The sequence below is a fragment of the Marinobacter qingdaonensis genome, from assembly GCF_034555935.1.
Classification (GTDB): domain Bacteria; phylum Pseudomonadota; class Gammaproteobacteria; order Pseudomonadales; family Oleiphilaceae; genus Marinobacter; species Marinobacter qingdaonensis.
The window spans coordinates 25,056-49,426 of the sequence record NZ_JAYDCJ010000005.1 but is presented as its reverse complement, the minus strand read 5'-3'; the positions used below and the strand labels follow the sequence as shown (position 1 = coordinate 49,426).

Genomic DNA, 24,371 nt, shown 5'->3' with positions numbered 1-24,371 from the left:
ATAAAAGGAATTCGGAGATAAGCCCCGTAAGGTAGCGAAACAGGAAAACTATAGCAATTGAGGGAAATTCGCGGACCGCGGCGTGACGGTTTCTGCGGAGGGCCTGTGGGGCCCATAAAAGATGATTTTTCACCCATTTGTAAGATAGAATAGCGGCCCAATTTTTCAGGGAGCCCGAGGGATTTTTCCAGCTCTCCGGGCCAGCCAAGCACACAGAGGCAGCGCATCCATGTTTAATCGTGAAATGAAAATCGCCGGCTTTGACGACGAACTCTGGAACGCCATGCAGGCGGAAGAGAAGCGTCAGGAAGCTCACATCGAGCTGATTGCATCCGAAAACTACACCAGCCCGCGCGTGATGGAAGCGCAGGGCAGCCAGCTGACCAACAAATACGCCGAGGGCTACCCCGGCAAGCGCTACTACGGCGGTTGTGAGTTTGTGGACATTGCCGAGGATCTCGCGATTGAGCGTGCCAAGCAGCTGTTTGGCGCCGCCTACGCCAACGTCCAGCCGCACTCCGGCTCCCAGGCGAACTCGGCCGTGTTCATGGCCCTGCTCAAGCCGGGCGACACGGTGCTGGGCATGAGCCTGGCCCATGGTGGCCACCTGACCCACGGCGCCAGCGTCAACTTTTCCGGCAAGATCTACAACGCCGTCCAATACGGCCTGAATCCGGACACCGGCCTGATCGATTACGACGAGGTCGAGGCCCTGGCCGTTGAGCACAAGCCGAAGATGATCATTGCCGGCTTCTCCGCCTATTCCCAGGAACTCGATTTTGCGCGCTTCCGCGCCATCGCCGACAAGGTTGGCGCCTACCTGTTCGTGGACATGGCCCACGTCGCCGGCCTGGTTGCCGCCGGTGTTTACCCGGATCCGGTGCCTCACGCCCACGTGGTTGCTACCACCACCCACAAGACCCTGCGCGGTCCGCGCGGCGGCCTGATCCTGGCCTGTGACGACGCCGACCTGCAGAAGAAGCTGAACTCCGCCGTGTTCCCGGGTGGTCAGGGTGGCCCACTGATGCACGTGATCGCCGCCAAGGCCATCTGCTTCAAGGAAGCCATGAGCGACGACTTCAAGACCTACCAGAAGCAGGTGGTGAAGAACGCCGGTGCCATGGCGCAGGTGTTTGTTGAGCGCGGTTATGACGTGGTGTCCGGCGGTACCAAGAACCACCTGTTCCTGGTCAGCCTGATCAAGCAAGACATTACCGGTAAGGATGCGGATGCGGCGCTGGGTCGTGCCCACATCACCGTCAACAAGAACGCTGTTCCGAATGACCCGCGTTCGCCGTTCGTTACCTCCGGTCTGCGCATCGGTACCCCGGCCATCACCACCCGCGGCTTCGGCGAGTCCGAGTGCCGTGACCTGGCGGGCTGGATCTGCGACATCCTCGACAACCTGGACGACGACGCCGTCAACGATCGCGTGCGTGGCCAGGTCGAGGCCCTGTGTGCCCGATTCCCGGTCTACGGCTAAACTTCAGGCAAGACCCGCTGGGGCAGGGTGCGAACGGTCGCGTCCGCCCCGGCCTCCTCTCCGGAGCTTCTGATTATGCATTGTCCCTTCTGTGGTGAAGCAGATACCAAGGTGATTGATTCGCGGCTGGTGGCCGAGGGTGATCAGGTGCGCCGCCGCAGGGAGTGTCTGTCGTGCCACGAACGGTTCACCACCTTTGAATCCGCCGAGCTGGTGATGCCACGGGTGGTGAAGCAGGACGGGATACGACAGCCCTTCGATGAGGACAAGCTGCGCTCGGGCATCATGAAGGCGCTGGAAAAACGTCCGGTCAGCATCGAGCAGATCGACGCGGCGCTGAACCGCATCAAATATCGGCTGCGGGCAACCGGCGAGCGTGAGATCAAATCCATGCAGTTGGGCGAGGAAGTCATGACCGAACTGCGCCAGCTCGACAAGGTGGCGTACGTGCGATTCGCCTCGGTCTACCGCAGCTTCCAGGACATCAACGAGTTCAAGGAAGAGATTGAGCGGCTCTCGGCCAACAACGGCGAAAACGCCGTGGACGTCGCCAAGGCCCTGGCGGACAACCATTCGTCCAAAGGCACGGTATGACCGACGTCCGTGATCGGGCCATGATGGCGCGGGCAATCCAGCTTGCCTGGCGCGGCCGCTATTCGACCCACCCGAACCCGCGGGTCGGCTGTGTCATTGCCCGGGGTGATCAGATCCTTGGGGAAGGCTGGCACGAGCGCGCGGGCGAGGCCCATGCCGAGATCCGGGCCCTGAGCCAGGCGGGTCCGGCGGCCCGTGGCGCCACCGCCTACGTTACCCTGGAGCCGTGCAGTCATTTTGGTCGCACGCCGCCGTGTGCACGGGCTCTGATGGATGCCGGGGTGGCGCACGTGTTTGCCGCCACCAAGGACCCGAACCCGTCGGTGTCGGGGCGCGGCCTGGAAATGCTGCGCGACGCCGGTATCCGGGTTACCGAGGGACTGCTGTCGGACGAAGCCGCCCGGCTGAACCCCGGCTTCATGAAGCGCATGAACACCGGCCGACCCTGGGTCCGGCTGAAAATGGCGGCCAGTCTGGACGGTCGTACGGCAATGGCCTCGGGTGAGAGCCAGTGGATCACCGGCGCCGAGGCGCGCCAGGACGTCCAGCGGCTGCGGGCGATCAGCGACGCCATTCTGACCGGTGTGGGCACGGTGCTGGCGGATGACCCGTCCCTGACGGTTCGGCGGGAAGAGCTGGGCGACATTGGTGACGCCACCGAACCCTCGCGCCAGCCGCTGCGGGTGATTGCCGATCGCGATGCCCGCACGCCGGCGTCGGCCACCATTCTGCGCGGTGGCAATGTCCAGGTGTTCTGTGCCTCGTCCACCCTGGCAACCGCACCGGCCCAGGACCTGGCGGCGCTTGGTGTCAGCATCAACGGCGTCGCCTGGAAGGACAACGGCATTGATGTCGCCGAACTGCTCGATTCCCTGGGCGAGCTGGGAATCAACGAATTGTTGGTAGAGGCCGGGCCAACCCTCGCGGGTACCTTCATCAGCGAGGGCTTGGTGGATGAACTCTGGCTTTACCAGGCACCGGTGTTCCTGGGCAGCACCGGTCGCCCGACTGCCCACTTGCCGCTGGAATCCATGGCGGACAAGGTGCAGTGGACGGTACTTGATCGACGTCAGGTGGGCGAGGACCAGAGGCTGATCCTCGCGCGCCGGTAAACTTCACATTCACGGTGTTCGGCCAGCCGAACCGCCGCAAGGGTGCAAAACCGTATGGCACTGAACAGCATTGAGGAAATCATTGAGGACATCCGTCAGGGCAAGATGGTCATCCTGATGGACGACGAGGATCGCGAGAACGAGGGCGATCTGGTGATGGCTGCCGAGCACTGTACCGCCGAAGCCATCAATTTCATGGCCCGGTTCGGGCGTGGTCTGATTTGCATGCCCATGACCCGGGACCGGTGCCAGCAGCTTGGGCTGCCGCTGATGGTTCAGCAGAACGCGTCCGGTTTTGGCACCAAGTTCACCCTGTCGATTGAAGCCAAAGAGGGTGTGACCACCGGCATTTCCGCCGCCGACCGTGCCCGGACTGTGCAGGCCGCCGTTGCCCGCGACGCCAAGGCATCCGATCTGGTGCAGCCGGGCCACATTTTCCCGTTGATGGCCGACCCGGGCGGCGTGCTCAGTCGTGCCGGTCACACCGAAGCCTCCTGCGACCTGGCGGCCCTGGCTGGTTCCGAGCCGGCAGGGGTGATCTGTGAAATCATGAACGACGATGGTTCCATGGCCCGGCGCGAGGATCTCGAGCGCTTTGCCGAGGAGCACGATCTCAAGATCGGCACCATCGCCGACCTGATTCACTACCGCACCATGAACGAACGCACGATCGAGTGCGTTGAGGAAAACCGGCTCGACACCGAATATGGCGAGTTCTGCTTGCGCACCTACCGGGACAACATCCAGGGCGCCACTCACCTGGCCATGGTCATGGGCGATATCCAGGCCGAGGAGCCGGTGCACGTGCGGGTACACATCACCGACACCCTGCGCGATCTGTTGGGGGCCCGGCGCAAGGACTCCCGCAGCTGGCCGCTGCATCATGCCCTGGAGAAAGTGGCGGCAGAAGGCAAAGGCGTGGTGGTGCTGCTCAACAGCGCCGAAGACAGCTACAACCTGGAAGACCGCATTCACGAGTTCTTCGATGAGGGCCAGGGCTCGGCCGGCAAGGGCAGCTCCGGTGTCTACTTCACCGTCGGGACCGGCTCGCAGATCCTGCGCGACATCGGCGTTGGCAAAATGCGCCTGCTGAGCCCGCCGATCAAATTCTCCGCCATCTCCGGTTTCGATCTGGAAGTGGTGGAATACGTTCCCTACACCCCCGAATGAATAATCCGGTCATGGCGTTACAGGCCTGACCCGTTAAGGAGCCATGCATGGCAGATATCAAAGTAATTGAAGGCGATTTCACCCAGTGCCGCGGTCGTTACGCACTGGTGGTTGGTCGGTTCAACGGTTTCGTGGTCGAGAGTCTGGTGGAAGGTGCGGTGGACACGCTGCGTCGCCACGGCATTTCAGACGACGACATCGAGATCATCCGGGTGCCTGGCGCCTATGAGATGCCACTGGCAGTCAAGCGTGTCGCCGAGACCTCGAGCTACGACGCCATCATCGCCCTGGGGGCGGTCATCCGCGGTGGCACGCCGCATTTCGAGTACGTTGCCGGTGAGGCCTCCAGCGGCTTGGGCGCGGTCAGTCTCGAAACCGACGTGCCGGTCACCTTTGGTGTGCTGACCGTCGATTCCATCGAGCAGGCCATTGAGCGCTCTGGCACCAAGGCCGGCAACAAGGGTGCGGAAGCGGCAATCACTGCCCTGGAAATGGTAAGCCTGTTTAAAAAACTGGGTGAGTGATGAGCGCAACCGAAGACAATACACCCCAATCAGCGCCCTCTGGTCAGCCCAAGGCGGGTGACCGGCGTCGTGCGCGGGCCCTGGCGATGCAGGGGTTGTACCAGCGCCATTTCAGCAAGAGCCCGATTTCTGATATCGAAGCGGAGTTCATGGTCGACAACGACATGAGCAAGGTGGATCTGCTGTACTTCCGCGATCTGCTGCGCGGCGTGCACCGGGAAGAGGCCGATCTGGACAAGCTGCTGGAACCCTTCCTCGACCGTCCGCTGGACGAGGTCGACGCCATCGAACTGGCGATTGTGCGCCTGGGCGCGTATGAGCTGAAGCACCGGTTGGATGTGCCGTACAAGGTGGTCATCAACGAAGGGATCGAAATGGCAAAGCGTTTCGGCGGCACCGAAGGGCACAAGTTCGTCAACAGCATCCTGGACAAGCTGAGCCGTCGACTGCGTCTGGCCGAGACCCGACCGCGTTAGGGTATGGGTGAGTTCGAGCTGATCCGGAAGCACTTCCTGCCGGTGGCCCAGACTGTTCCGGCCGCGGCGCTGGTGCTCGGCCCTGGCGATGATTGCGCCATCCAGAGGGTTCCGGCTCAGCACGAACTGGTGTTCTCCATCGATACCATGGTGGAGGGCGTCCACTTTCCAAACTCCTATCCCGCCGACCGCCTGGCCTGGCGGGCCCTGGCCGCTGCCGCCAGCGACTTGGCCGCCATGGGTGCCGATCCGGTCTGCTTTACCCTGGCCGTGACCCTGCCGGCGGCGGAAGAGCCATGGTTGTCGGCGTTTTCCCGGGGCTTGGCGGCGGCCAGCCAGGCCTTTGGCCTGGCGCTCGCGGGCGGCGACACCACCCGCGGTCCCCTGACGGTGACCTTGCAGGTGCATGGCGTGGTACCGGTGGGCCAGGCGCTTCGCCGCGACGGCGCTCAAGCCGGTGACCTGATCTGCGTCTCCGGAACCCTGGGCGATGCCGGGGCGGCTCTTGATTATCTGGCGACGGACGAGCCGACCCCCGACCAGTCAGCGGTGCTGGCGCGCTACCACCGGCCCCGGCCCCGACTGGCACTGGGGCGATCGTTGATTGGCCGCGCCTCTGCGGCCATCGACGTGTCTGATGGCCTGCTCGCCGATCTGCAACATCTGCTCGATGCCTCGGCCGTGGGCGCCACCGTCGAACCGTCTAAAATTCCCCTGTCTCCGGCACTGCGTCACCTGAAAGGCGAGCAGGCGCTCCGCTATGCTTTGTACACGGGCGATGATTACGAACTCTGCGTTACCCTGGCGCCGGCGAACTGGCAGGCTCTGCCCGATCGGGAGCGCGAGGCACTGACGGTGATTGGCACCGTCGAATCGGCGCGTGGTCTGCGCCTGCAGGGAGACACGGGAGCGGCTGGCGATACCGGTGGCTTTGATCATTTCAGGAGAGATTCATGAGTCAGGACGATCAATTCACCGAGCCGGACCTGCCCCAGGCCCTGCTGCCCCCGGGGTTCCTGAAAAACCCGGTACACTTGCTGGCGTTTGGCTTCGGCAGTGGTGCGATGGCCCGGGCGCCGGGCACATGGGGCAGTCTGGCCGCCATTCCGCTGTGGTACACCTTTTCCTGGCTACCCGGCGTGGCCTATTGGGCAGTGGTCGCGGTGGCCTTCCTGGTGGGTATCTGGCTCTGCGGGCGGACCGCCCACGACCTCAAGGTCCACGACCACGGCGGCATCGTGTGGGATGAGTTCGTCGGCATGTGGATTGTTCTGGGGTTGTTTCCCGGTCACCTGGTGGGCGTGCTGCTGGCGTTTATCCTGTTTCGCCTGTTCGACGTGCTCAAGCCCTGGCCCATCAATTGGCTGGACGATCGGCTGCCCGGCGGGCTCGGAATCATGGTGGATGATGTGGTGGCTGGATTTATGGCAATGCTTGCCATGCTCGCCATTGACCGATGGTTGGTGTCGGTCATTGCGTGACCCTGGCTACCCTGGGAATTGAGCTCCGTTAATGGAGCTGCTGGTCCTCGGGTAGCAATCTGACCACGTGCAAGAACCGGCGAAGGCCGGTTTCGGCACGCTCCCTGGAAGCAAAGGGGCCGCTGTCGAATCCTTCCCGAGTCGTGAAGTACCATTTGCTGCCAACGCAAAAGAACCGGCTACTCCGGAAGGGGATAGGCCCTGCTTCTCCCGACCTGCACTGGGTGTCCATAACCGCTCCTGTGGCCAATGCCTGAGAATCTGCACTGGACGCCATATTAGTGTTGCCGATCTGTTTAAAATTAATCCAATTCGACGCAAATTCAACCTATTTTTATTGCTTACGCGCAGTGAAGCCGTTGGGTTCAGCGCCGTTGTTGTCTTTTCCATGACCGCTGCGGGCAAGCCCGGCTTGCCCTGAGCCGGGGCGCTCGTCAAAATGCAATCAACTCAAGGCTAAGCTCTTCATCTTTCCCCAATAACCGCAAGGAGATTTCATGAATAACGTGCATATGGCGTCGGCTCCCCAAGGGCACGGGCGCAGTCCTCTGCGTTTTGTCCAGACCCTGGTGGTGAGTGTGCTGCTGGTGGTTCTGTCCGGTTGCGCCTCCAGCCTGTCCCGGGTGGAAACCTGGGAAGGCGACCCCGCTTCCGCGGCGGACGCGGCTACCCTGGAAGCGCCCGGAGCGATCCAGGTCGCCCGGGTGAATGGCCGCACCATGAGCAACTTCCTGGTCGACGACCTGGCGCTGGATTACGCCCTGTTGCCGGGCGAGGCGGAGGTGGTGTTCAGCTACAAGACCATCTGGGCGAAATCCGGGGTGGTGGAGAACGATGAGGCCAAAGTGCACGTCTACACCAGCAAGCCGCAGGTCGTCCGTTTCAAGGCCGAGCCCGGCCAGGTGTACCGGTTCCAGTTCGAAAAGCCGACCACCAAGGCCGAGGCCGAGCGCGTGACCGAGAGCTTCCAGGCATCCGTGGTTACCGCCGGGGGCCAGCCGGTGGCCGAGTCGGCCGAGTGGCAGCCCAGCGAGTCCGTCAGCCGCACGCCGATTCCGCAGGCTGACGCGGTTGTGGGTGATCAGGGCAGCGCCCTGGAGACCCTGAAATCGGTCTGGGCCACCGCCTCGGAAGAAGAGAAGAAAGCGTTCCTGCGCTGGGCGTTCGAGTAATCTCGCCGGGCCGGCCGATCAGGCCGGCCCTGTCTCAGGCCCGAAACCGTTGCAGGGCCTTACGGACCACCCCCTCCAGCACGCTGAGCATGTCGCCGGTCAGGGTCTGGTTGGATGAGCCGGAGGCGTCATCGAGCTCGGCCTCCGGGCCCAGGTCCTGGGCGGCCTCCTCTATCGCGCCGAGACTCTCGATGACGTGCCGTTGCAGCGAGTCGCCATCGGCCACCACGTCCGGACAGAGGGTGAAGTTGATGGTGAGTTGGCCCTGGTAGCTGACCGCAACGATGACTAGTCCCAAGCTGTCGAACAGCGGCGCCGTGTTGTACTGCTGGACCAGTCGTGCACCCTGCAGGTACAGCGGCACCTGGGGGCCGGGCACGTTGGTGATAGGCAGGTTGAAGGCTGGCTGATAACGCTGGGCAACCTGCAGCTCCGAATAGAGCCGGGCCGAAAGCGCCAGCATGGTCGAGGGCAGTAACTCGGTCAGCCGGTCGGCGGCAATGGCTTCGCGGTAAGGCTCGGACGCCACGGCGTTCCAGTGGATCCGGCGAATGCGCAGGGCCGGATCCGGCTCATTGGTGGCCAGGTCCAGCAGCATGGCGGACATCTGGTTGCCGGTGGCTCGGCGCAGGCTGTTGGAGCGGACCGAAATCGGTGTCATTGCGACCAGCGAGCGCTCCGTGTCGGCACCCTGTTCCGCGCTGTACCGTCGCAAGGCTTCCGCACAGAGTCCCAGCACCACATCGTTGAGGGTCACATCGCCCAGGGTGGCCTTGATGGCTTTCAGCCGGGACAGATCCACGCTGGTCGAGACAATTTGCCGGTTGGCGGTGATCTGTCGATTGAACGGGCTGTGCGGCGCCGAGAACAGCGGGAACGGCAGGGGCAGCTTGCGCAGCTGCTTCTGCACCAGGCCTCGGGCCGTGGCTTCGGCGGCATTGACGGCCAGGGCGGTGAACTGCAGCGGCGTGCGCAGGATGTTGGCGCCCGCCTGCAGCATGACTCGCTCCTCCGAGGGGCCGGGGCGCGGTTGCCAGGGACGCGGGGCATGAATGGGGCGGGGGTCCGGGCTGTACTCCAGCAGATTGCCAATGATGTCCTCACCGCTGAACGCGTCGATGGCGGCGTGGTGCAGTTTCACGATCAAGGCAAAGCCCTGACTGTCGGGATCTTCATCGTCCAGCCGGAAGCCGTCCACAAAGGTGATGTGCCAGAGGGGCCGGTCCCGCTTGAGCGGTTCCTCCAGTATCTTGGACGCCAGGGTCATCAGGCTGTCCTTGCGGCCCTGTTCGCCCAGATTTACGTAGGCCAGGTGCCGTTCGATGCTGAAGTTCGGGTCATCGATCCAGTAGGGGCGTCCGAGGCGGAGGGGAATCTCCTTCAGGCATTGTCGGAACACCGGCACCACGTGCAGCCGGCTCCGCAGATACGCCACGAAGGCGCTGTAGGCCAGCGGAGATTTCTGTTCCCGGGCATCAAACAGATAGATGCCGCCGATGTGCATGGGCGTCGTTTCCGATTCCAGGTACAGAAACGAAGCGTCCAGTTCGGACAGCTGCCGCATTACTCGCTCCCTTAAGCGTCACAGTTCCCGGATTATAAACGAGGAGTGACCTGGCCCGGTTGACTCATTTGCCAGAGTTTTGCCCGAGCGCCAGCCACATCGCGCGGTTCACGGGGTGTTGCTGAGCCACTGGCCAATGGTCGGGTCGGAGCTCAGGCGGTGCCAGAACCACATCAGCGCCTTGCCCTGGTCGTCAGCATGTCGGGCCATGTGCAGGGTGATCGGCGCCCGGGGCTCGTGCACCTGTTTGGTGACCAGGGTGCCCCGTGCCAGCTGACCGCGGATTCGGGGCAGGGGCAGCCAGCCAACGCCCAGGCCGGATTCCTGGATGGCGATCTTCTGGTCGATGTTGGCGACGGTCAGGGTGCGCTGACGGCGGAAAATGCCGGCGTGCCCCGGTGGCAATGATCGGGAGGTGTCGGCCGCCACCGCGGCCGGGTACTGGGAAATGTCCTCTTCGGTGAGCGGCTCGTCGGCGCTGGCCAGGGGGTGATCCGCGGCCACGGCGAACTCGAAGCCAATCTCGCCAAGCGGATGGGTGGTGAAATTGCCAGCCGGTTTGCTGGATTGGTCGGCGCCGACCACCAGGTCCACCCGGCGATCCTGCAGGGCGTCCCAGGAGCCGGCAAACACCTCCTCCTTGATCTGGACTTCCACCGGTACCCCCAATTCATAGAACGCCTCCACCGCCGGGAACAGGCAGTCCGCCGGTAGCAGGGAGTTAAAGCCGATTCGCAAACGGGTTTCCCAGCCCTGAGCCACCTGTTTGGTGGTGTGCGCCAGGTTTTCCGCCGCTTCCAGCAGGGCCCGTCCCTCCTGCAGCAGGTAACGACCAGCAGGGGTGAGGCTGGCCCGGTGTCCGCTGCGATCGAAAACGGCAACGTTCAGGTCTTCTTCCAGCTTCTGCACCGTATAGCTGATAGCGGAGGGGACCCGGAACAGCTCGTTGGCGGCACCGGCGAAGCTGCCTTTGCGGTCAATGGCGTCCAGGACTTTCAGGGCGTCGATGGTGATGGCTGTATGCATGTTCGAAATATCTGAGGTTGTTGGCCAGAAATGCTTGTTTGAGAGGGTAGCAGGGTCGCCGGTATTCTTCCTCTAATCTTCACTGGTGCTGGATTGGAGGGAGTCTGGGGTCGCCTTTGCAAACCGTGCATTGCCAGGGATGGCAATGCCGAGCCCCCGTGGATGGGTTTACGGCGTGTTTGCGAAGGCGACCCCAGGCTCCCGTGACTCGAAGATGCAATCTACAGCCCGGCTGTCTTTCTAGGTTTCAGATTTTTTGAGGAGTGATCCATGGGCTTGTTGATCGATGGTAAATGGCACGACAAGTGGTACGACACCGACAAAACCGGTGGCAAATTCGAGCGGGAGGCCGCGCGCTTCCGGAATTGGGTGACCGCGGACGGCTCCGCCGGGCCGGCCGGCGACAGTGGCTTTCAGGCGGAGTCCGGCCGCTACCACCTATACGTGTCCATGGCGTGCCCCTGGGCCCATCGGACCCTGATATTCCGCAAGCTGAAGGGGCTTGAGGACCACATTTCCGTGTCGGTGGTGCATCCGGACATGGTGGAAAATGGCTGGGAGTTCCGGCCGGAGAGCGATCAGCACCGTGATCATCTGTTTGACCATCGGTTCATGCACCAGCTTTACACCCGGGCAGCGCCGGACTACACCGGGCGGGTAACGGTGCCGGTGCTGTGGGACAAGCAGCGCCAGACCATTGTCAGTAACGAGTCGGCGGACATCATTCGCATGTTCAACAGCGCGTTTGATGGCCTTGAGGGCGTGAACGCGGAGATGGACTATTACCCGGAACGGCTGCGCGGTGACATTGAGTCGGTGAACGAGCGGGTGTACCACACCGTCAATAACGGGGTGTACAAAGCCGGTTTTGCGACCGTTCAGGATAAGTACGAAGAAGCCTATTGGGCGCTCTTCGAGTCACTGGACTGGTTGGAGCAGAGGCTGACTGGCCAGCGCTATCTGGTCGGTGGCCAATTGACCGAGGCGGACTGGCGCCTGTTCACCACCCTGATCCGGTTCGATGCGGTGTACTTCAGCCACTTCAAGTGCAATCGCCAGCGTATCGCTGACTTCCCGGCGTTGTCGGCCTATGTCCGGGACCTGTATCAGGTGGCCGGGGTGGCGGAAACCGTGGATATCGATCAGATCAAACGCCACTACTACGTCAGTCAGCGCACCATCAATCCGACCCAGGTCGTGCCCGTGGGGCCGGCGCTGGATTTCGATGCGCCCCACGGTCGCGAGCAGCTTAGCTGAAGCGAGCGACGGCGACCTCGGTCAGTTGCTCCAGGGCGGTACGGTAGGGGGAATTCTCAAGCTGGGTCAGGCAATCTGAGGCTTTGGACGCCTCGCCCCGGGCCCGCTCCATGGTGTACTCCAGGGCGCCCGACGTCTCCACCAGCGCCAGGATGTCCGACAGATCGTCCAGTCCGCCCTTGCGGATGGCCTGGCGGATCAGCTGGCGGGCCTCGTCCGTGCCCTGGGCCATGGCGTGGATCAGGGGCAGGGTGACCTTGCCTTCGGCCAGGTCGTCGCCCACGTTCTTGCCCATGGTCTCGGCGTCGCCGCGGTAATCCAGGACGTCGTCCACCAGCTGGAAGGCCAGGCCCAGGTGCTTGCCGTAATCGCGTAGCGCCCGCTCCTGGCTGTCGTTGGCGCCGGCCAGCAGGGCGCCGGTGTGGGAGGCGGCCTCGAACAGCATGGCGGTCTTGTTGTGGATGACCTGCATGTACTGAGCTTCGGTCAGATCCGGGTTCTTAACGTTCATCAGTTGCATCACTTCACCTTCGGCGATCACCGCGGTGGCGTGGGACAGCACGTTCATGATCGGCAGGCTTTCGAGTTCCACCATCATCTCGAATGCCCGGGCGTAGAGGAAATCCCCTACCAGTACACTGGGCGCATTGCCCCAGCGGGCATTGGCGGTGCTGCGGCCCCGACGCATGTCTGACGTGTCGACCACGTCATCGTGGAGCAGGGTGGCGGTGTGCAGGAACTCGATAACAGCAGCCAGCTTCAGGTGATCGTCCCGGGTGTAGCCGGCCGCCTGGCTGGACAGGAGTACCAGCAGTGGGCGCAATCTTTTGCCCCCGCTTTCAATGATGTACTGGGCGATTTTTTCGACCAGGGGGACATCGGAGGACAGCCGCTGGATGATCAGGTCGTTTACGCGGCTGAAATCATCGGCCACGGTATCGTAGATGCGCTGGACGGTCATGCGGCTTGTGGGTCCCTTATTGCTGCTGCCAAGGCTGCTGTAGCCAGGAAACGAACGTTGATAATTCAGGTAGGTCGCGGCAATGCTAGGTACTGCTGCGTACAGTGTCAACTTGGCTTGTATTGCGCCACCGCTTTTCGTACAATCACGCGCCCAACTCATCCCAACCTGCGCTCCCTGCTATAGGGTTGCCAGAGTGCTTCCCTTAGAACCAGGTGGATAAGAGCAGGGATGGGTCAATCGCGGAGAAGGTTAATGTACGCAGTTATCGTTAGCGGTGGTAAGCAGCACCGTGTAAAAGAAGGCGAAACCCTGAAGCTGGAAAAGCTGGAAGTTGAAACCGGTGGCAACGTTGAGTTCGATCGCGTTCTGCTGGTTGCCGACGGCGACAAGGTTCAGGTCGGTGCGCCGGTCGTTGAAGGCGCCAAAGTGACCGCGGAAGTGGTCAGCCATGGCCGTCACGACAAGGTTCAGATCATCAAGTTCCGTCGTCGTAAGCACCACATGAAGCGTCAGGGCCACCGTCAGTGGTTTACTGAAGTGAAGATCACGGGTATCAAGGGCTAAGGTCCTCGAATTACCCCCTAGATAAGGAGGCTGGTAATGGCTCATAAAAAGGCAGCAGGTAGTACCCGTAACGGTCGCGATTCCGAGTCGAAACGACTTGGTGTGAAGCGCTACGGCGGCGAAGCAGTATCTGCAGGTAGCATCATCGTTCGTCAGCGCGGCACTCGTTTCCACGCTGGCAGCAACGTCGGCATTGGCAAGGACCACACCCTGTTCGCGAAAGCGGACGGTCAGGTGAAGTTCGAGGTCAAAGGCCCGCAGAGCCGCAAGTTCGTGAGCATCGTTCCGGCTGCGTAAGCAGCGGCGATCCGGTTCTGTAGAACCTTCGGTGGCCCTGATATCATCGGATATCAGAGTCGCCAGGAGCCCCGCAAAGCTTCCTAGAGGCTGCGGGGCTTTTTAGTTTATGCGCCAAGCGCAAAGGGTTGATCCATGAAATTCGTAGACGAAGCCACCATCATCGTTGAGGCCGGCAAGGGCGGGCACGGGTGCCTGAGTTTCCGGCGTGAGAAGTACGTCCCCAAGGGTGGTCCCGACGGCGGGGATGGCGGCGATGGCGGTTCCGTGTATCTTGAGGCCGACAGCGCCCTCAATACGCTGATCGATTACCGGTTCCAGCGCAAGCACAAGGCGCGCAGTGGCGAGCCTGGAGCCGGGCGCAACTGTACTGGCACCAAGGGCGAGGATCTGGTGTTGCCAGTGCCGGTCGGCACCACCGTGGTCGACATGGATACCCACGAAGTGCTGGGTGATCTGACCCACGCCGGTCAGCGCCTGAAAGTGGCTCAGGGCGGGTTTCATGGTCTGGGTAACACCCGGTTCAAATCCTCGGTGAACCGCGCGCCCAGGCAAACCACCAAGGGCTCCGAGGGCGAGCTCCGGAATCTTCGGCTGGAATTGAAGGTGCTGGCGGATGTGGGGCTGCTGGGGATGCCGAACGCCGGCAAATCCACCTTCATTCGGTCAGTGTCTGCCGCCCGTCCCAAGGTGGCGGATTACCCGTTCACGACCCTGGTGCCCAATCTCGGTGTGGTCAGCGTGCAGGCCCATCAGAGCTTCGTGATCGCCGACATTCCCGGGCTGATTGAAGGTGCGGCCGAAGGTGCAGGTCTGGGGGTGCGGTTTCTGAAGCACCTGGTGCGGACCCGTCTGCTGTTGCACTTGGTGGACGTGGCGCCCTACGACGGCTCCTCGCCGGTGGACTCGGTACGCGCGATCGAGCGCGAACTGGAGAAGTTCAGTGAGACCCTGGCCAATCGCGAGCGCTGGCTGGTGCTGAACAAGGTCGACATGGTCAGTGAGGCCGACCGGGAGGCGCATTGTCAGGCCATCGTCGACGAACTGGGCTGGCAGGGGCCGGTGTTCTATATTTCCGCGCTCAGCGGCGAGGGTACCAAGCCGCTGACCCAGGCGGTCATGCGCTGGATTGAGGAGCAGGCTGAGGAAGAGGCGCAGAACCCCGAAGTGGCCGAGCGCGAGGCGGCTCGGCGCCGGCAGATGGACGAAGAGGCGCGGGCCAGGATCGAGGCGGAGCGGCAGGCCCGTCGTGCGGCCCGCGAGGACGATGACGATGACGACTTCGATGATGACGATTACGACGTCGAAGTGGTCTACGCCCCGGAGTAGAGCGAGAGACGAGCACGCAGCATGAGTGAACGGAGTCAGTTGCGCCAGGCGCGTCGTCTGGTCATCAAGATTGGCAGTGCCCTGTTGACCAACGACGGCAAGGGGTTGGATGTGGCCGCCCTCGGGTTGTGGGTCGACCAGATCGCCGAGTTGATCGACAGCGGTATCGAGGTTGTCATTGTCTCCTCGGGCTCGGTGGCCGAGGGCATGAGTCGCCTGGGCTGGACGACCCGGCCGCAGCAGTTGCATGAGTTGCAGGCCGCTGCCGCTGTCGGCCAGATGGGGTTGGTGCAGACCTGGGAGGCCCAGTTCAAGCGCCATGGCCTGCACACCGCGCAAATCCTGCTGACCCACGATGACCTGTCCGATCGCAAGCGTTACCTGAACGGTCGCAGTACCCTACGGGCGTTGCTGGATGTCGGGGTGATCCCGATCGTTAATGAGAACGACACGGTGGTCACCGATGAGATCCGGTTTGGCGATAACGACACCCTGGGTGCGCTGGTGGCCAACCTGATCGAGGCCGATGGCCTGATCATTCTGACCGATCAGGTGGGCTTGTTTGACAAGGATCCGCGAAAGCATGCCGACGCCTGTCTGGTGACAGAGCGCAAGGCCGCCGATGCCGAGTTGGACGCCATGGCTGGCGGTGGTGCTGGCGCCCTGGGGCGGGGTGGTATGTTGACCAAGCTCCGGGCGGCTCGTCTGGCGGCTCGGTCGGGCGCTTTCACCGTGATTGTCGGTGGTCGGATCGAGGCGGTGATTACCCGTCTGCGTCAGGGCGAGGTGATTGGCACGCTGCTATTGCCCGAGCAGGGTCGACTGGCCGCGCGCAAGCAATGGTTGGCGAGTCACCTGCAGACCCGCGGCCGGCTGACCCTGGACGATGGCGCGGTGAACGTGGTGCGCCTGGGCGGGCGCAGTCTGTTGCCGGTCGGGGTGAAATCGGTGTCGGGGAAATTCCGCCGCGGCGAGATGGTGTCCTGTGTCGATCAGGCGGGTAAGGAGGTTGCCCGTGGGCTGGTCAACTACGATGCCGAGGAGGCGCGGGCCATTGCCGGGCAGTCCAGTGATCGCATTGCCGGAGTGCTGGGTTACGTCTGCGGCGAGGAGATGATCCACCGGGATAACCTGGTGGTGGTCTGACCTTGGTTCAGGCATAAAAAACCGGCCAGTTGGCCGGTTTTTTTGTGCGCTGAGCAAGAGGGCCGATCAGGCGCTCTTCAGGGCCTTGATCTTGGCGCTCAGGCGGCTCTTCTGGCGAGCAACCTTGTTCTTGGCAAAGATGCCTTTGTTGACCATGCTGTCCATGATCGGCTGAGCCTGCTGGAACGCGGCCTGGGCTTCTTCGTAGTTGCCGGCCTCGATCTTGGCCTGGACTTTCTTCACGTAGGTGCGAGTCATGGAACGCAGGCTGGCGTTGTGCTTGCGGTTCTTCTCGTTCTGACGTGCGCGCTTCTTGGCTTGCGGGGAATTTGCCACCGTAAAACTCCTGAAAATCTAGATTCGTTGCTGAATGTTGTTACATCGCGGGCGCGCCAAAACCAGCGCGTCGAAATAAATGACGCGAAACTATGCCGCTGAAACCCCGAGATGTCAAGACCGAAACCCATTTCATGCCCCGACACCAGAGGGCTGTGATAAACTCGCCGCTCCTGAAGCGACCCCAACCCCAGACCTGAGCCTGCATGTCATCGGAACCTGAAAACACGTCGGAACCAAAATCCCTGCCCAAGGCTCCCGGCCTGCTGCGGTCTTCCGGGCTGGTTGGCGCCATGACCATGCTGTCCCGGGTTCTGGGGTTGGTGCGGGATATGGTCATTGCCCGTTATTTTGGGGCCGGTGCGGGCGCCGATGCCTTTTTCGTCGCGTTCAAGATTCCCAACTTCCTGCGCCGGTTGTTCGCTGAAGGCGCCTTCGCCCAGGCCTTTGTCCCGGTGCTCTCGTCCTATCGGGAGACCCGCCCGGTCTCCGACGTAAAGCGCCTGGTCGATGCCGTGGCGGGGTCGCTGGGGCTGGTGTTGCTGGCGGTCACCTTGGTCGCCATGCTCGGCTCGCCGGTGCTGACGGCCATTTTTGCGCCAGGCTTCCTGGATGACGAGGTCAAGTTCGGGCTGGCCAGCGACATGCTGCGCATCACCTTTCCGTATTTGCTGCTGATTTCGCTGACCGCCTTTGCCGGCGGCATCCTCAACAGCTACGACCGCTTTGCCGTTCCTGCGTTTACCCCGGTCCTGCTGAATCTCGCCATGATCGGGGCGGCCATCTACCTGACGCCGCTCATGGCCGAGCCGGTGATGGCGCTCGCCTGGGGGGTGTTCATCGCCGGAGCGCTGCAGCTGTTCTTCCAGTTGCCGTTCCTGATGAGGCTGGGACTGCTGCCCCGGCCCCGGGTTGACTACCGCCACGAGGGTGTCAGTCGCATCCTGAAGTTGATGGCGCCGGCCCTGTTCGGGGTGTCGGTGAGCCAGATCAACCTGCTGCTCGACACCGTGCTGGCGTCTTTCCTGCAGACCGGCAGCGTGTCCTGGCTCTACTATTCCGACCGCCTCTCCGAATTGCCGCTCGGGGTCTTCGGTATTGCCATCGCCACAGTGATACTGCCGAGCCTGTCGCGTAAGCATGCGGCTGATTCCGCGCAGCAGTTCGCCGCGACCCTCGACTGGGCCGTCCGCGCGGTGTTGCTGATCGGCCTGCCGGCAGCCCTGGCCCTGGCGCTGCTGGCCGAGCCCCTGATTGCAACCCTGTTTCATTATGGTGAGGTGACGGATCGCGATGTGGTGATGTCGGCCCGGAGTCTGCGGGCCTACTCGGCCGGCTTGCTGGCGTTTATGCTGATCAAGGTGCTTGCCCCGGGGTTCTTCGCCCGCCAGGACACCCGCACCCCGGTCAAGATCGGGGTGATCGCCATGGTTGCCAATATGGTCTTCAACCTGATCCTGGTGTTCCCCCTGGCCCACGCCGGGCTGGCTCTGGCGACCTCCCTGTCGGCCTGGCTGAACGGGGTGCTGCTGTGGCGGGGGCTGCGCCGGGAGGGCGCCTGGCAGAGCCAGCCTGGCTGGCCCCGATTCCTGGTGCAGATTGGCCTTGCCAACACCGCGATGGCGGCGGGCGTGCTCTGGTTCAATCCACCGGTCGGCCAGTGGCTGGCGGCCAGCGGCGCTGAACGGGCCGTCGACATGGCCGTGGTGGTTGCCATCGGCGTGGGTATCTATTTCCTGGCTCTGGCCCTGGCCGGGGTCAGGGTAAGACATTTCCGGCACAGGTAAGGTATAATCGCGCGTTTTCTCACCAGCGTTCCCCGGGGGTGCCGATGCCATAATGTGGCAGGCCGGGCCCGGGTGCTGAAAGCCAGTTGGCAAATGAGGGGTCGCATTGCATGCGTCTGATCCGAGGCCTGACTAACCTGAAAGCTGTGTCCCAGCGCCATGACTCGCCCCTGGCAGGCGGCTGCGTTGCGACCATCGGGAATTTCGACGGCGTTCATATCGGTCACCGGACCATTCTTGAGCAGGTCAAGGAAAAAGCGTCGGCCCTGGGGTTGCCTTCGGTGGTGATGGTGTTCGAGCCCCAGCCCCGGGAGTTCTTCCAGGGCGATGAAGCGCCACCCCGGCTGATGGCGTTTCGCCAGAAATTCGAGGCCTTGACGGCCGCCGGGATCGACTACGTGCTGTGTCTGCATTTCAACAGCCGCTTCCGTCGCCTGACCAGTCGCGAATTCATCGACACGGTTCTGGTCAACGGGCTGGGCGTGCGCCACCTGGTGGTGGGAGACGACTTCCGCTTCGGCTGCGACCGCACCGGGGATTTCATGCTGTTGCGGGAGGCGGGCGAGGCCCAGGGCTTCACCGTTGAGAATACCCGCACGGTGACCGTCAACGGCGAACGCGTGAGCAGCACCCGGATCCGGGAGAGACTCAGCGCCAATCGGCTGGAAGAGGCGGAGGAGCTGCTGGGGCATCCCTACCGGGTTCGTGGTCGGGTGGTGTATGGCCGCCAGTTGGGGCGTGAAATTGGCGCGCCCACGGCCAATATCCGGCTCAAACGCATGACACCACTGCAGGGCGTCTATGTCGTGGCGGTGACCCTCGATGACGGTTCGATGCACGACGGCGTGGCCAACATCGGCCTGCGGCCGACCGTCGACGGCAAGCAGCCGGCCCTTGAAGTGCACCTGTTCGACTTTGCTGGCACACTTTATGGCCGGCAAATCGACGTGGTGTTCCGCCATGGCCTGCGGCAAGAGATCAAGTTCGGTTCCGTGGACGCGCTGAAGGAACAGATCGAGCGCGATTTTGCCGATGCCCGGGCGTGGCTTGCCGAGCAGGGTTCGCGCCGAGCGGCGCATTGAAATTCCGGGACCGCGGCCCACACATTTACGTTTACTGACCCATTCTGACCAAAGAGTACGCACACAGACCATGAGCGACTACAAGCATACCCTGAATCTGCCGGAAACCGCCTTCCCCATGCGCGGCAACCTGGCCAAGCGTGAGCCGGACATGCTCAAGCGCTGGCAGGATCTGGACGTGTACGGCACCCTGCGCAAGCAGCGTGAAGGGCGGGACAAGTTCATCCTTCACGATGGCCCTCCCTACGCCAACGGCAGCATTCACATTGGTCATGCGGTCAACAAGATTCTCAAGGACATGATCGTCAAGTCCCGCAGCTTCATGGGCTACGACGCGCCCTACGTGCCGGGCTGGGACTGTCATGGCCTGCCCATCGAGCACAAGGTCGAGCAGGACATCGGCAAGGCCGGCGCCAAGGTCGATTACAAAACCTTCCGCCAGGCCTGTCGTGACTACGCCGCCAAGCAGATCGAGGGTCAGAAAGCCGATTTCATCCGGCTCGGTGTGATGGGGGAGTGGGACAAGCCGTACCTGACCATGGACCCCAAGGTCGAGGCCGGTATTGTGCGTGCGCTCGGCCGGATTGTGGCCAAGGGCCACCTGATGCGTGGCTACAAGCCGGTGTACTGGAGTGTGGTCGGGCAATCGGCGCTGGCGGAAGCGGAAGTCGAGTACCAGGACAAGACCTCGACCCAGATCGATGTGCGTTTCACCGCGGTCGATCAGGCCAAGGCCCTGGCGCTGTTTGGCACTGAGTCAGGGCAGGGTGAGGTGTCTGTCGTGATCTGGACCACCACGCCCTGGACCATTCCGGCCAACCAGGCGGTGTCTTTGAACGCCGACTTGTCCTACGCCCTGGTCCAGGCCGACCTTGGTCAGGGGCCGGAGCGCCTGATCCTCGCCGCCGATATGGTGGACGGCATCATGAGCCGCTGGGAGGTCGAGAACTTCGAGGTGCTGGCCACCTGCGCCGGTGCCGATCTGGAGCACCTGACGCTTCAGCATCCGTTCTACGACAAGCAAGTGCCGGTGATCCTGGGCGATCACGTCTCCACCGACGCCGGTACCGGCGCGGTTCATACCGCCCCGGATCACGGTCTGGAAGATTTCGAGGTGGGCAAGGCTTACAACATAGGCACCATCAACCTGGTGCAGGCCGATGGCACCTACACCAGCGCTGCCGGCGAATTGGCCGGGGTGCACGTGTACAAGGCGGATCAGCCGGTGTGTGCTGCCCTGGAGCGCGAAGGCAAGCTGGTCCGGTCCGAGAAGTTCCGCCACAGCTACCCCCATTGCTGGCGTACCAAGACCCCGTTGATCTACCGCGCCACGCCGCAGTGGTTCATCAGCATGGATCAGCAGAACCTGCGCGCCGATGCGCTGGAAGCCATCAAGGGCGTGCGCTGGGTGCCGTCCTGGGGCCAGAACCGCATTGAGGCCATGTTTCAGCAGTCGCCGGACTGGTGCATTTCCCGTCAGCGGACCTGGGGCGTGCCCATCACCCTGTTCATCCACAAGGAAACCCAGGAGCTGCACCCGGACACCCAGAATCTGATCGAGCGCGTGGCCGAGCAGATTGAGGTTTCCGGGATTGATGCCTGGTACGACCTGGACGCCGAGTCCCTGCTGGGGGCCGACGCCGGCCAGTACGAAAAGGTCACCGACACCCTGGACGTCTGGTTCGACTCCGGGGTCACCCACGATTCTGTGCTGCGGGTCCGGGAAGAGCTGGGGCAGTTCCCGGCCGACATGTACCTGGAAGGTTCAGACCAGCACCGTGGCTGGTTCCAGTCGTCCCTCAAGACGTCCATCGCCATGAATGGCGTGGCCCCCTACCGGCAGGTGCTGACCCATGGCTTCACTGTCGATGGCAAGGGCCACAAGATGTCCAAGTCACTGGGTAACGTGATCGCGCCGCAGGAAGTCATGAACGAGCTGGGTGCCGACATCCTGCGTCTGTGGGTGGCGGCCACCGATTACAGCGGTGAGATGACGGTGTCCAAGGACATCCTGCGTCAGACCGCGGACGGCTATCGCCGGATCCGAAACACCTCCCGGTTCCTGCTCTCCAATCTGAACGGATTCGATCCGAAGCTGCACATGGTTGCGCCGGAGGACATGCTGGCCCTGGACCGCTGGATGGTGGACCGGGCCCTGCAGCTGCAGAACGAGTTGCACGAGGATTACCAGAACTACGCGTTCCTGCGCATCTACCAAAAGGTGTACAACTTCTGTGAGGCGACCCTGGGTGGCTTCTACCTGGATATCATCAAGGACCGTCAGTACACCACGCCCGCCGACAGCCGGGCGCGTCGCTCCTGTCAGAGCGCGCTGTTCCACGTGGCCGAGGCGCTGGTGCGCTGGATTGCGCCGATCCTGAGCTTCACCGCCGATGAGATCTGGCAGCACCTGCCGGGTGAGCGCGGTGACACCGTGTTCTACGAGACCTGGTACGAGGGGCTGACCGCACTGCCGGAAACCGCCGAACTCGGCCGTGACTACTGGCGCGAGATCTACGGCGTCAAGGAAGCGGTGAACAAGTGCCTGGAAGAGGCCCGGGCCCGCGGTGAGATCAAAGGCTCCTTGAGTGCCGAGGTCACCCTCTACTGTGAAGGCGACCTGGCCGCCAACCTCCAGCACCTGGGTGAGGAACTGCGATTCGTGCTGATCACCTCCGAGGCCACGGTCAAGCCGGTGGCCGAGGCGGGCGATGCCGAGCAGACCAGTCACGAGGGGCTTCGGGTGGCGGTCACGCCGGCGGCGCACGCCAAGTGCGAGCGATGCTGGCATCACCGTGAAGACGTGGGCCAGGACGAGCGTTACGCCGATCTGTGCGGGCGCTGCGTCACCAACATCGAAGGGCCCGGCGAAGCCCGGTCCTTCGCCTGATGGACGCGACCGTGACGGCGTCGGAAGGCGGTTCCAAGCTGAAATGGCTGTGGCTGGCGGTGCTGGTGCTGATCCTGGATCTGGGCACCAAGGCCCTGGCCACCGCCACGCTGACCTATGGGAATCCGGTACCGGTCTTTCCCATGTTCAACCTGACGCTGCTGCATAACACCGGCGCAGCCTTCAGTTTCCTGGCCCAGGCCGACGGTTGGCAGCGCTGGTTTTTCGTCACTCTGGCGCTGGTGGTCAGCACCGTACTGGTGGTCTGGCTGAGGAAACTGCAGCGCCATGAAACCTGGGTGGCGATTGCAATCGTACTGATTCTGGGCGGTGCCCTGGGTAACGTGTATGACCGGGTGGTGCACGGCTATGTGGTCGATTTCCTGCACTTTTACTGGCGCGACTGGCATTTCCCGGCGTTCAACCTGGCGGACACGGCCATCACCATCGGTGCCGCCATGATGATTCTTGATTTGTTCCGCAAACCCACCGACGACGGTGGGGATGCCGAAAGGAGTGAAACGCACTCATGAAAGAACTACCGATCGACAAGGGCACCCGCGTCCAACTGCATTTTGCCCTGAAGTTTCCCGATGGCGAGGTAATCGACTCCACCTTTGAGAAGGAGCCCGCCACCCTCGAAATCGGCGACGACAACCTGCCGGAGAATTTCGAAGCCTACATCATGGGCATGACCGCGGGTCAGCGGGAAAGCTACGAAGTGCCGCCGGAAAAGGCCTTCGGCCAGCACAACCCGAACAACCTGCAGACCTTCAAACGGCACGAATTCAGCGCCGACATGGTGCTGGAACCCGGGGTCATGATCTCCTTCGCCGATGCCCGCCAGAGCGAGCTGCCCGGTGTGGTTAGCCGGGTCGAGGGCGACGAAGTGGAAGTGGACTTCAATCACCCGCTGGCGGGGCGTACACTGGTCTTCGAAGTGGAAATCATCGACGTAGAACCGGCCCGGCCGACGCACTGACGTTGGTCGTGCCCATCCAGATTCAGCGGGAATCCAGCATGCAGATCCGACTCGCCAATCCACGCGGTTTTTGTGCCGGCGTGGACCGTGCCATTGAAATCGTCAACCGTGCCCTCGACGTGTTCGGCGCGCCGATCTACGTGCGGCATGAGGTGGTGCACAACAAATTCGTGGTCGATAACCTGCGCAACCGGGGCGCGGTGTTCGTGGACGAGCTGGATGAAGTGCCCGACGACACCCTGGTGATATTCAGTGCCCACGGCGTGTCCCAGGCGGTCCAGAACGAAGCCGCCCGTCGGGGACTCAAGGTGTTCGACGCCACCTGTCCGCTGGTGACCAAGGTGCATATGGAAGTCATGCGCTACAGCCGTGATGGTCGCGAATGCATCCTGATCGGCCATCACGGCCATCCGGAAGTGGAGGGCACCATGGGCCAGTACGACCACAGCAACGGTGGGGATATCTACCTGGTCGAGGACGAGGACGACGTCGCCAAGCTGGATGTCAAAGACGCGTCTCGCCTGTCCTACGTGACCCAGACCACCCTGTCCATGGACGACACCGCCCGGGTCATCGACTCGCTGCGCGCCAAGTTCCCGCTTATCGAAGGCCCCCGCAAGGACGACATCTGCTACGCCACCCAGAACCGCCAGGATGCGGTCAAGCAACTCGCCGGGGACTGCGATTTGATGCTGGTGGTGGGCTCCCCCAACAGCTCCAACTCTAATCGGCTCCGTGAACTGGCCGAGCGCATGGGAACCCCTGCCTACCTGATCGACGAAGCCGCCCAGATCGACCCGCAATGGCTCGAGGGCAAGAACGCGGTCGGCGTGACCGCCGGCGCCTCGGCACCGGAAGTTCTGGTCAGTGATGTGATCGGCCGGCTCCGGGAGCTGGGGGGCAACGTTCCGGAAGAGATTGCCGGGCGTGAGGAGAACATTGTGTTCTCCATGCCGAAGGAGTTGCGGATTGATGTGGTTGAGGTTTCCTGAACCCAATAAGCTCCGGGCGTGAGCCAGCTCGCAACCTGGCCATCGCACGCCCGTTTATCCCCGCCATATGACCATTTATCTGGTTGCACTGGAGTCGCCCAATACGACCATCTAGGTTATCACTAGGTAACTTTGGAAGGATG

At 62.6% G+C, this 24,371-nt stretch carries 25 protein-coding genes; 20 read left to right on the top strand and 5 right to left on the bottom strand.

Annotated elements, in window-relative coordinates; all coding sequences use genetic code 11:
- Positions 1–229 precede the first annotated feature (229 nt).
- The 8 genes from glyA to U5822_RS17650 all read left to right on the top strand — a co-directional run bounded on the left by glyA (position 230) and on the right by U5822_RS17650 (position 6,840).
- Positions 230–1,483: a serine hydroxymethyltransferase gene (gene glyA / locus U5822_RS17685; protein WP_322857001.1), complete on the top strand. Its 1,254-nt coding sequence runs from the start codon at positions 230–232 to the stop codon at positions 1,481–1,483.
- Positions 1,484–1,558: 75 nt separating this feature from the next.
- Positions 1,559–2,077: a transcriptional regulator NrdR gene (nrdR, locus tag U5822_RS17680; RefSeq protein WP_322857000.1), complete on the top strand. Its 519-nt coding sequence runs from the start codon at positions 1,559–1,561 to the stop codon at positions 2,075–2,077.
- On the top strand, positions 2,074–3,189 hold the full coding sequence (gene ribD / locus U5822_RS17675; RefSeq protein ID WP_322856999.1) for a bifunctional diaminohydroxyphosphoribosylaminopyrimidine deaminase/5-amino-6-(5-phosphoribosylamino)uracil reductase RibD: 1,116 nt from the start codon (positions 2,074–2,076) through the stop codon (positions 3,187–3,189). The genes nrdR and ribD overlap by 4 nt, the downstream gene beginning before the upstream one ends.
- A gap of 54 nt (positions 3,190–3,243) precedes the next feature.
- Complete coding sequence (gene ribBA, locus U5822_RS17670) at positions 3,244–4,359, top strand: bifunctional 3,4-dihydroxy-2-butanone-4-phosphate synthase/GTP cyclohydrolase II (RefSeq protein WP_322856998.1); 1,116 nt, start codon at positions 3,244–3,246, stop codon at positions 4,357–4,359.
- Positions 4,360–4,406: 47 nt separating this feature from the next.
- Positions 4,407–4,883: a 6,7-dimethyl-8-ribityllumazine synthase gene (ribH, locus tag U5822_RS17665; RefSeq protein ID WP_322856997.1), complete on the top strand. Its 477-nt coding sequence runs from the start codon at positions 4,407–4,409 to the stop codon at positions 4,881–4,883.
- On the top strand, positions 4,883–5,359 hold the full coding sequence (gene nusB, locus U5822_RS17660; protein ID WP_322856996.1) for a transcription antitermination factor NusB: 477 nt from the start codon (positions 4,883–4,885) through the stop codon (positions 5,357–5,359). Before ribH ends, nusB begins: the two co-directional genes overlap by 1 nt.
- Positions 5,360–5,362: 3 nt before the next feature.
- Positions 5,363–6,316, top strand: coding sequence for a thiamine-phosphate kinase (gene thiL, locus U5822_RS17655; protein ID WP_322856995.1), 954 nt, complete (start codon positions 5,363–5,365; stop codon positions 6,314–6,316).
- Positions 6,313–6,840 (top strand): phosphatidylglycerophosphatase A family protein, encoded by a 528-nt coding sequence (locus tag U5822_RS17650; RefSeq protein WP_322856994.1) that lies wholly within the window; start codon positions 6,313–6,315, stop codon positions 6,838–6,840. The genes thiL and U5822_RS17650 overlap by 4 nt, the downstream gene beginning before the upstream one ends.
- A gap of 28 nt (positions 6,841–6,868) precedes the next feature.
- Here the strand turns inward: U5822_RS17650 and U5822_RS17645 are convergent, their stop codons facing one another.
- Entirely contained in the window at positions 6,869–7,072 is a 204-nt protein-coding gene (locus U5822_RS17645; RefSeq protein WP_322856993.1) for a DUF6316 family protein, read from the bottom strand.
- 265 nt (positions 7,073–7,337) lie between these two features.
- Between U5822_RS17645 and U5822_RS17640 the strand changes: the two genes are divergently transcribed.
- A complete protein-coding gene (locus U5822_RS17640) occupies positions 7,338–8,012 on the top strand; it encodes a DUF2057 family protein (RefSeq protein ID WP_322856992.1) in 675 nt (224 codons plus the stop codon).
- A 34-nt stretch (positions 8,013–8,046) separates the two neighbouring features.
- Here U5822_RS17640 and U5822_RS17635 read toward each other — a convergent pair whose 3' ends face one another.
- Complete coding sequence (locus U5822_RS17635; protein WP_322856991.1) at positions 8,047–9,576, bottom strand: WS/DGAT/MGAT family O-acyltransferase; 1,530 nt, start codon at positions 9,574–9,576, stop codon at positions 8,047–8,049.
- A 108-nt stretch (positions 9,577–9,684) separates the two neighbouring features.
- The gene (locus U5822_RS17630) at positions 9,685–10,602 is read right to left on the bottom strand and encodes a LysR substrate-binding domain-containing protein (RefSeq protein WP_322856990.1); all 918 of its coding nucleotides are present in this window, start codon (positions 10,600–10,602) and stop codon (positions 9,685–9,687) included.
- A 270-nt stretch (positions 10,603–10,872) separates the two neighbouring features.
- On the opposite strand from U5822_RS17630, the gene U5822_RS17625 reads away from it, so the two are divergent.
- The gene (locus U5822_RS17625) at positions 10,873–11,859 is read left to right on the top strand and encodes a glutathione S-transferase family protein (protein WP_322856989.1); all 987 of its coding nucleotides are present in this window, start codon (positions 10,873–10,875) and stop codon (positions 11,857–11,859) included.
- On the opposite strand, the gene ispB is transcribed toward U5822_RS17625, so the two are convergent.
- Positions 11,852–12,820 (bottom strand): octaprenyl diphosphate synthase, encoded by a 969-nt coding sequence (ispB, locus tag U5822_RS17620; protein ID WP_322856988.1) that lies wholly within the window; start codon positions 12,818–12,820, stop codon positions 11,852–11,854. The genes U5822_RS17625 and ispB overlap by 8 nt on opposite strands.
- 255 nt (positions 12,821–13,075) lie before the next feature.
- On the opposite strand from ispB, the gene rplU reads away from it, so the two are divergent.
- The 4 genes from rplU (at position 13,076) to proB (ending at position 16,159) form a co-directional block, all read left to right on the top strand.
- Positions 13,076–13,387, top strand: a complete 312-nt coding sequence (gene rplU / locus U5822_RS17615) for a 50S ribosomal protein L21 (RefSeq protein ID WP_036134656.1) — start codon at positions 13,076–13,078, stop codon at positions 13,385–13,387.
- 36 nt (positions 13,388–13,423) lie between these two features.
- Positions 13,424–13,684, top strand: coding sequence for a 50S ribosomal protein L27 (gene rpmA, locus U5822_RS17610; protein WP_213478262.1), 261 nt, complete (start codon positions 13,424–13,426; stop codon positions 13,682–13,684).
- A 135-nt stretch (positions 13,685–13,819) separates the two neighbouring features.
- Positions 13,820–15,013 (top strand): Obg family GTPase CgtA, encoded by a 1,194-nt coding sequence (gene cgtA / locus U5822_RS17605; RefSeq protein ID WP_322856987.1) that lies wholly within the window; start codon positions 13,820–13,822, stop codon positions 15,011–15,013.
- 21 nt (positions 15,014–15,034) lie between these two features.
- Positions 15,035–16,159, top strand: coding sequence for a glutamate 5-kinase (gene proB / locus U5822_RS17600; protein WP_322856986.1), 1,125 nt, complete (start codon positions 15,035–15,037; stop codon positions 16,157–16,159).
- Positions 16,160–16,225: 66 nt separating this feature from the next.
- Here the strand turns inward: proB and rpsT are convergent, their stop codons facing one another.
- The gene (rpsT, locus tag U5822_RS17595) at positions 16,226–16,495 is read right to left on the bottom strand and encodes a 30S ribosomal protein S20 (protein WP_322856985.1); all 270 of its coding nucleotides are present in this window, start codon (positions 16,493–16,495) and stop codon (positions 16,226–16,228) included.
- A 206-nt stretch (positions 16,496–16,701) separates the two neighbouring features.
- On the opposite strand from rpsT, the gene murJ reads away from it, so the two are divergent.
- The 6 genes from murJ to ispH all read left to right on the top strand — a co-directional run bounded on the left by murJ (position 16,702) and on the right by ispH (position 24,228).
- Positions 16,702–18,282, top strand: coding sequence for a murein biosynthesis integral membrane protein MurJ (murJ, locus tag U5822_RS17590; RefSeq protein WP_322856984.1), 1,581 nt, complete (start codon positions 16,702–16,704; stop codon positions 18,280–18,282).
- A gap of 110 nt (positions 18,283–18,392) precedes the next feature.
- On the top strand, positions 18,393–19,364 hold the full coding sequence (ribF, locus tag U5822_RS17585) for a bifunctional riboflavin kinase/FAD synthetase (protein ID WP_322856983.1): 972 nt from the start codon (positions 18,393–18,395) through the stop codon (positions 19,362–19,364).
- Positions 19,365–19,434: 70 nt separating this feature from the next.
- Positions 19,435–22,254, top strand: a complete 2,820-nt coding sequence (gene ileS / locus U5822_RS17580) for an isoleucine--tRNA ligase (RefSeq protein WP_322856982.1) — start codon at positions 19,435–19,437, stop codon at positions 22,252–22,254.
- Positions 22,254–22,787, top strand: coding sequence for a signal peptidase II (gene lspA / locus U5822_RS17575; protein ID WP_322856981.1), 534 nt, complete (start codon positions 22,254–22,256; stop codon positions 22,785–22,787). Before ileS ends, lspA begins: the two co-directional genes overlap by 1 nt.
- Positions 22,784–23,236 (top strand): FKBP-type peptidyl-prolyl cis-trans isomerase, encoded by a 453-nt coding sequence (locus U5822_RS17570; protein WP_322856980.1) that lies wholly within the window; start codon positions 22,784–22,786, stop codon positions 23,234–23,236. Before lspA ends, U5822_RS17570 begins: the two co-directional genes overlap by 4 nt.
- A gap of 38 nt (positions 23,237–23,274) precedes the next feature.
- Entirely contained in the window at positions 23,275–24,228 is a 954-nt protein-coding gene (gene ispH / locus U5822_RS17565) for a 4-hydroxy-3-methylbut-2-enyl diphosphate reductase (RefSeq protein WP_322856979.1), read from the top strand.
- Positions 24,229–24,371 lie beyond the last annotated feature (143 nt).

What these genes read in the sequence shown, in the direction of transcription:
- U5822_RS17625 (WP_322856989.1), top strand. Translation starts at nt 10,873, where the DNA reads ATGGGCTTGTTGATCGATGGTAAATGGCACGACAAGTGGTACGACACC.
- lspA (WP_322856981.1), top strand. Translation starts at nt 22,254, where the DNA reads ATGGACGCGACCGTGACGGCGTCGGAAGGCGGTTCCAAGCTGAAATGG.
- U5822_RS17640 (WP_322856992.1), top strand. Translation starts at nt 7,338, where the DNA reads ATGAATAACGTGCATATGGCGTCGGCTCCCCAAGGGCACGGGCGCAGT.
- ispH (WP_322856979.1), top strand. Translation starts at nt 23,275, where the DNA reads ATGCAGATCCGACTCGCCAATCCACGCGGTTTTTGTGCCGGCGTGGAC.
- U5822_RS17635 (WP_322856991.1), bottom strand. Translation starts at nt 9,576, where the DNA reads ATGCGGCAGCTGTCCGAACTGGACGCTTCGTTTCTGTACCTGGAATCG.
- ribD (WP_322856999.1), top strand. Translation starts at nt 2,074, where the DNA reads ATGACCGACGTCCGTGATCGGGCCATGATGGCGCGGGCAATCCAGCTT.
- cgtA (WP_322856987.1), top strand. Translation starts at nt 13,820, where the DNA reads ATGAAATTCGTAGACGAAGCCACCATCATCGTTGAGGCCGGCAAGGGC.
- nrdR (WP_322857000.1), top strand. Translation starts at nt 1,559, where the DNA reads ATGCATTGTCCCTTCTGTGGTGAAGCAGATACCAAGGTGATTGATTCG.
- rplU (WP_036134656.1), top strand. Translation starts at nt 13,076, where the DNA reads ATGTACGCAGTTATCGTTAGCGGTGGTAAGCAGCACCGTGTAAAAGAA.
- U5822_RS17650 (WP_322856994.1), top strand. Translation starts at nt 6,313, where the DNA reads ATGAGTCAGGACGATCAATTCACCGAGCCGGACCTGCCCCAGGCCCTG.
- U5822_RS17570 (WP_322856980.1), top strand. Translation starts at nt 22,784, where the DNA reads ATGAAAGAACTACCGATCGACAAGGGCACCCGCGTCCAACTGCATTTT.
- nusB (WP_322856996.1), top strand. Translation starts at nt 4,883, where the DNA reads ATGAGCGCAACCGAAGACAATACACCCCAATCAGCGCCCTCTGGTCAG.
- rpmA (WP_213478262.1), top strand. Translation starts at nt 13,424, where the DNA reads ATGGCTCATAAAAAGGCAGCAGGTAGTACCCGTAACGGTCGCGATTCC.
- U5822_RS17630 (WP_322856990.1), bottom strand. Translation starts at nt 10,602, where the DNA reads ATGCATACAGCCATCACCATCGACGCCCTGAAAGTCCTGGACGCCATT.
- ribF (WP_322856983.1), top strand. Translation starts at nt 18,393, where the DNA reads ATGCGTCTGATCCGAGGCCTGACTAACCTGAAAGCTGTGTCCCAGCGC.
- proB (WP_322856986.1), top strand. Translation starts at nt 15,035, where the DNA reads ATGAGTGAACGGAGTCAGTTGCGCCAGGCGCGTCGTCTGGTCATCAAG.
- ribH (WP_322856997.1), top strand. Translation starts at nt 4,407, where the DNA reads ATGGCAGATATCAAAGTAATTGAAGGCGATTTCACCCAGTGCCGCGGT.
- thiL (WP_322856995.1), top strand. Translation starts at nt 5,363, where the DNA reads ATGGGTGAGTTCGAGCTGATCCGGAAGCACTTCCTGCCGGTGGCCCAG.
- ispB (WP_322856988.1), bottom strand. Translation starts at nt 12,820, where the DNA reads ATGACCGTCCAGCGCATCTACGATACCGTGGCCGATGATTTCAGCCGC.
- glyA (WP_322857001.1), top strand. Translation starts at nt 230, where the DNA reads ATGTTTAATCGTGAAATGAAAATCGCCGGCTTTGACGACGAACTCTGG.
- U5822_RS17645 (WP_322856993.1), bottom strand. Translation starts at nt 7,072, where the DNA reads ATGGACACCCAGTGCAGGTCGGGAGAAGCAGGGCCTATCCCCTTCCGG.
- ileS (WP_322856982.1), top strand. Translation starts at nt 19,435, where the DNA reads ATGAGCGACTACAAGCATACCCTGAATCTGCCGGAAACCGCCTTCCCC.
- ribBA (WP_322856998.1), top strand. Translation starts at nt 3,244, where the DNA reads ATGGCACTGAACAGCATTGAGGAAATCATTGAGGACATCCGTCAGGGC.
- murJ (WP_322856984.1), top strand. Translation starts at nt 16,702, where the DNA reads ATGTCATCGGAACCTGAAAACACGTCGGAACCAAAATCCCTGCCCAAG.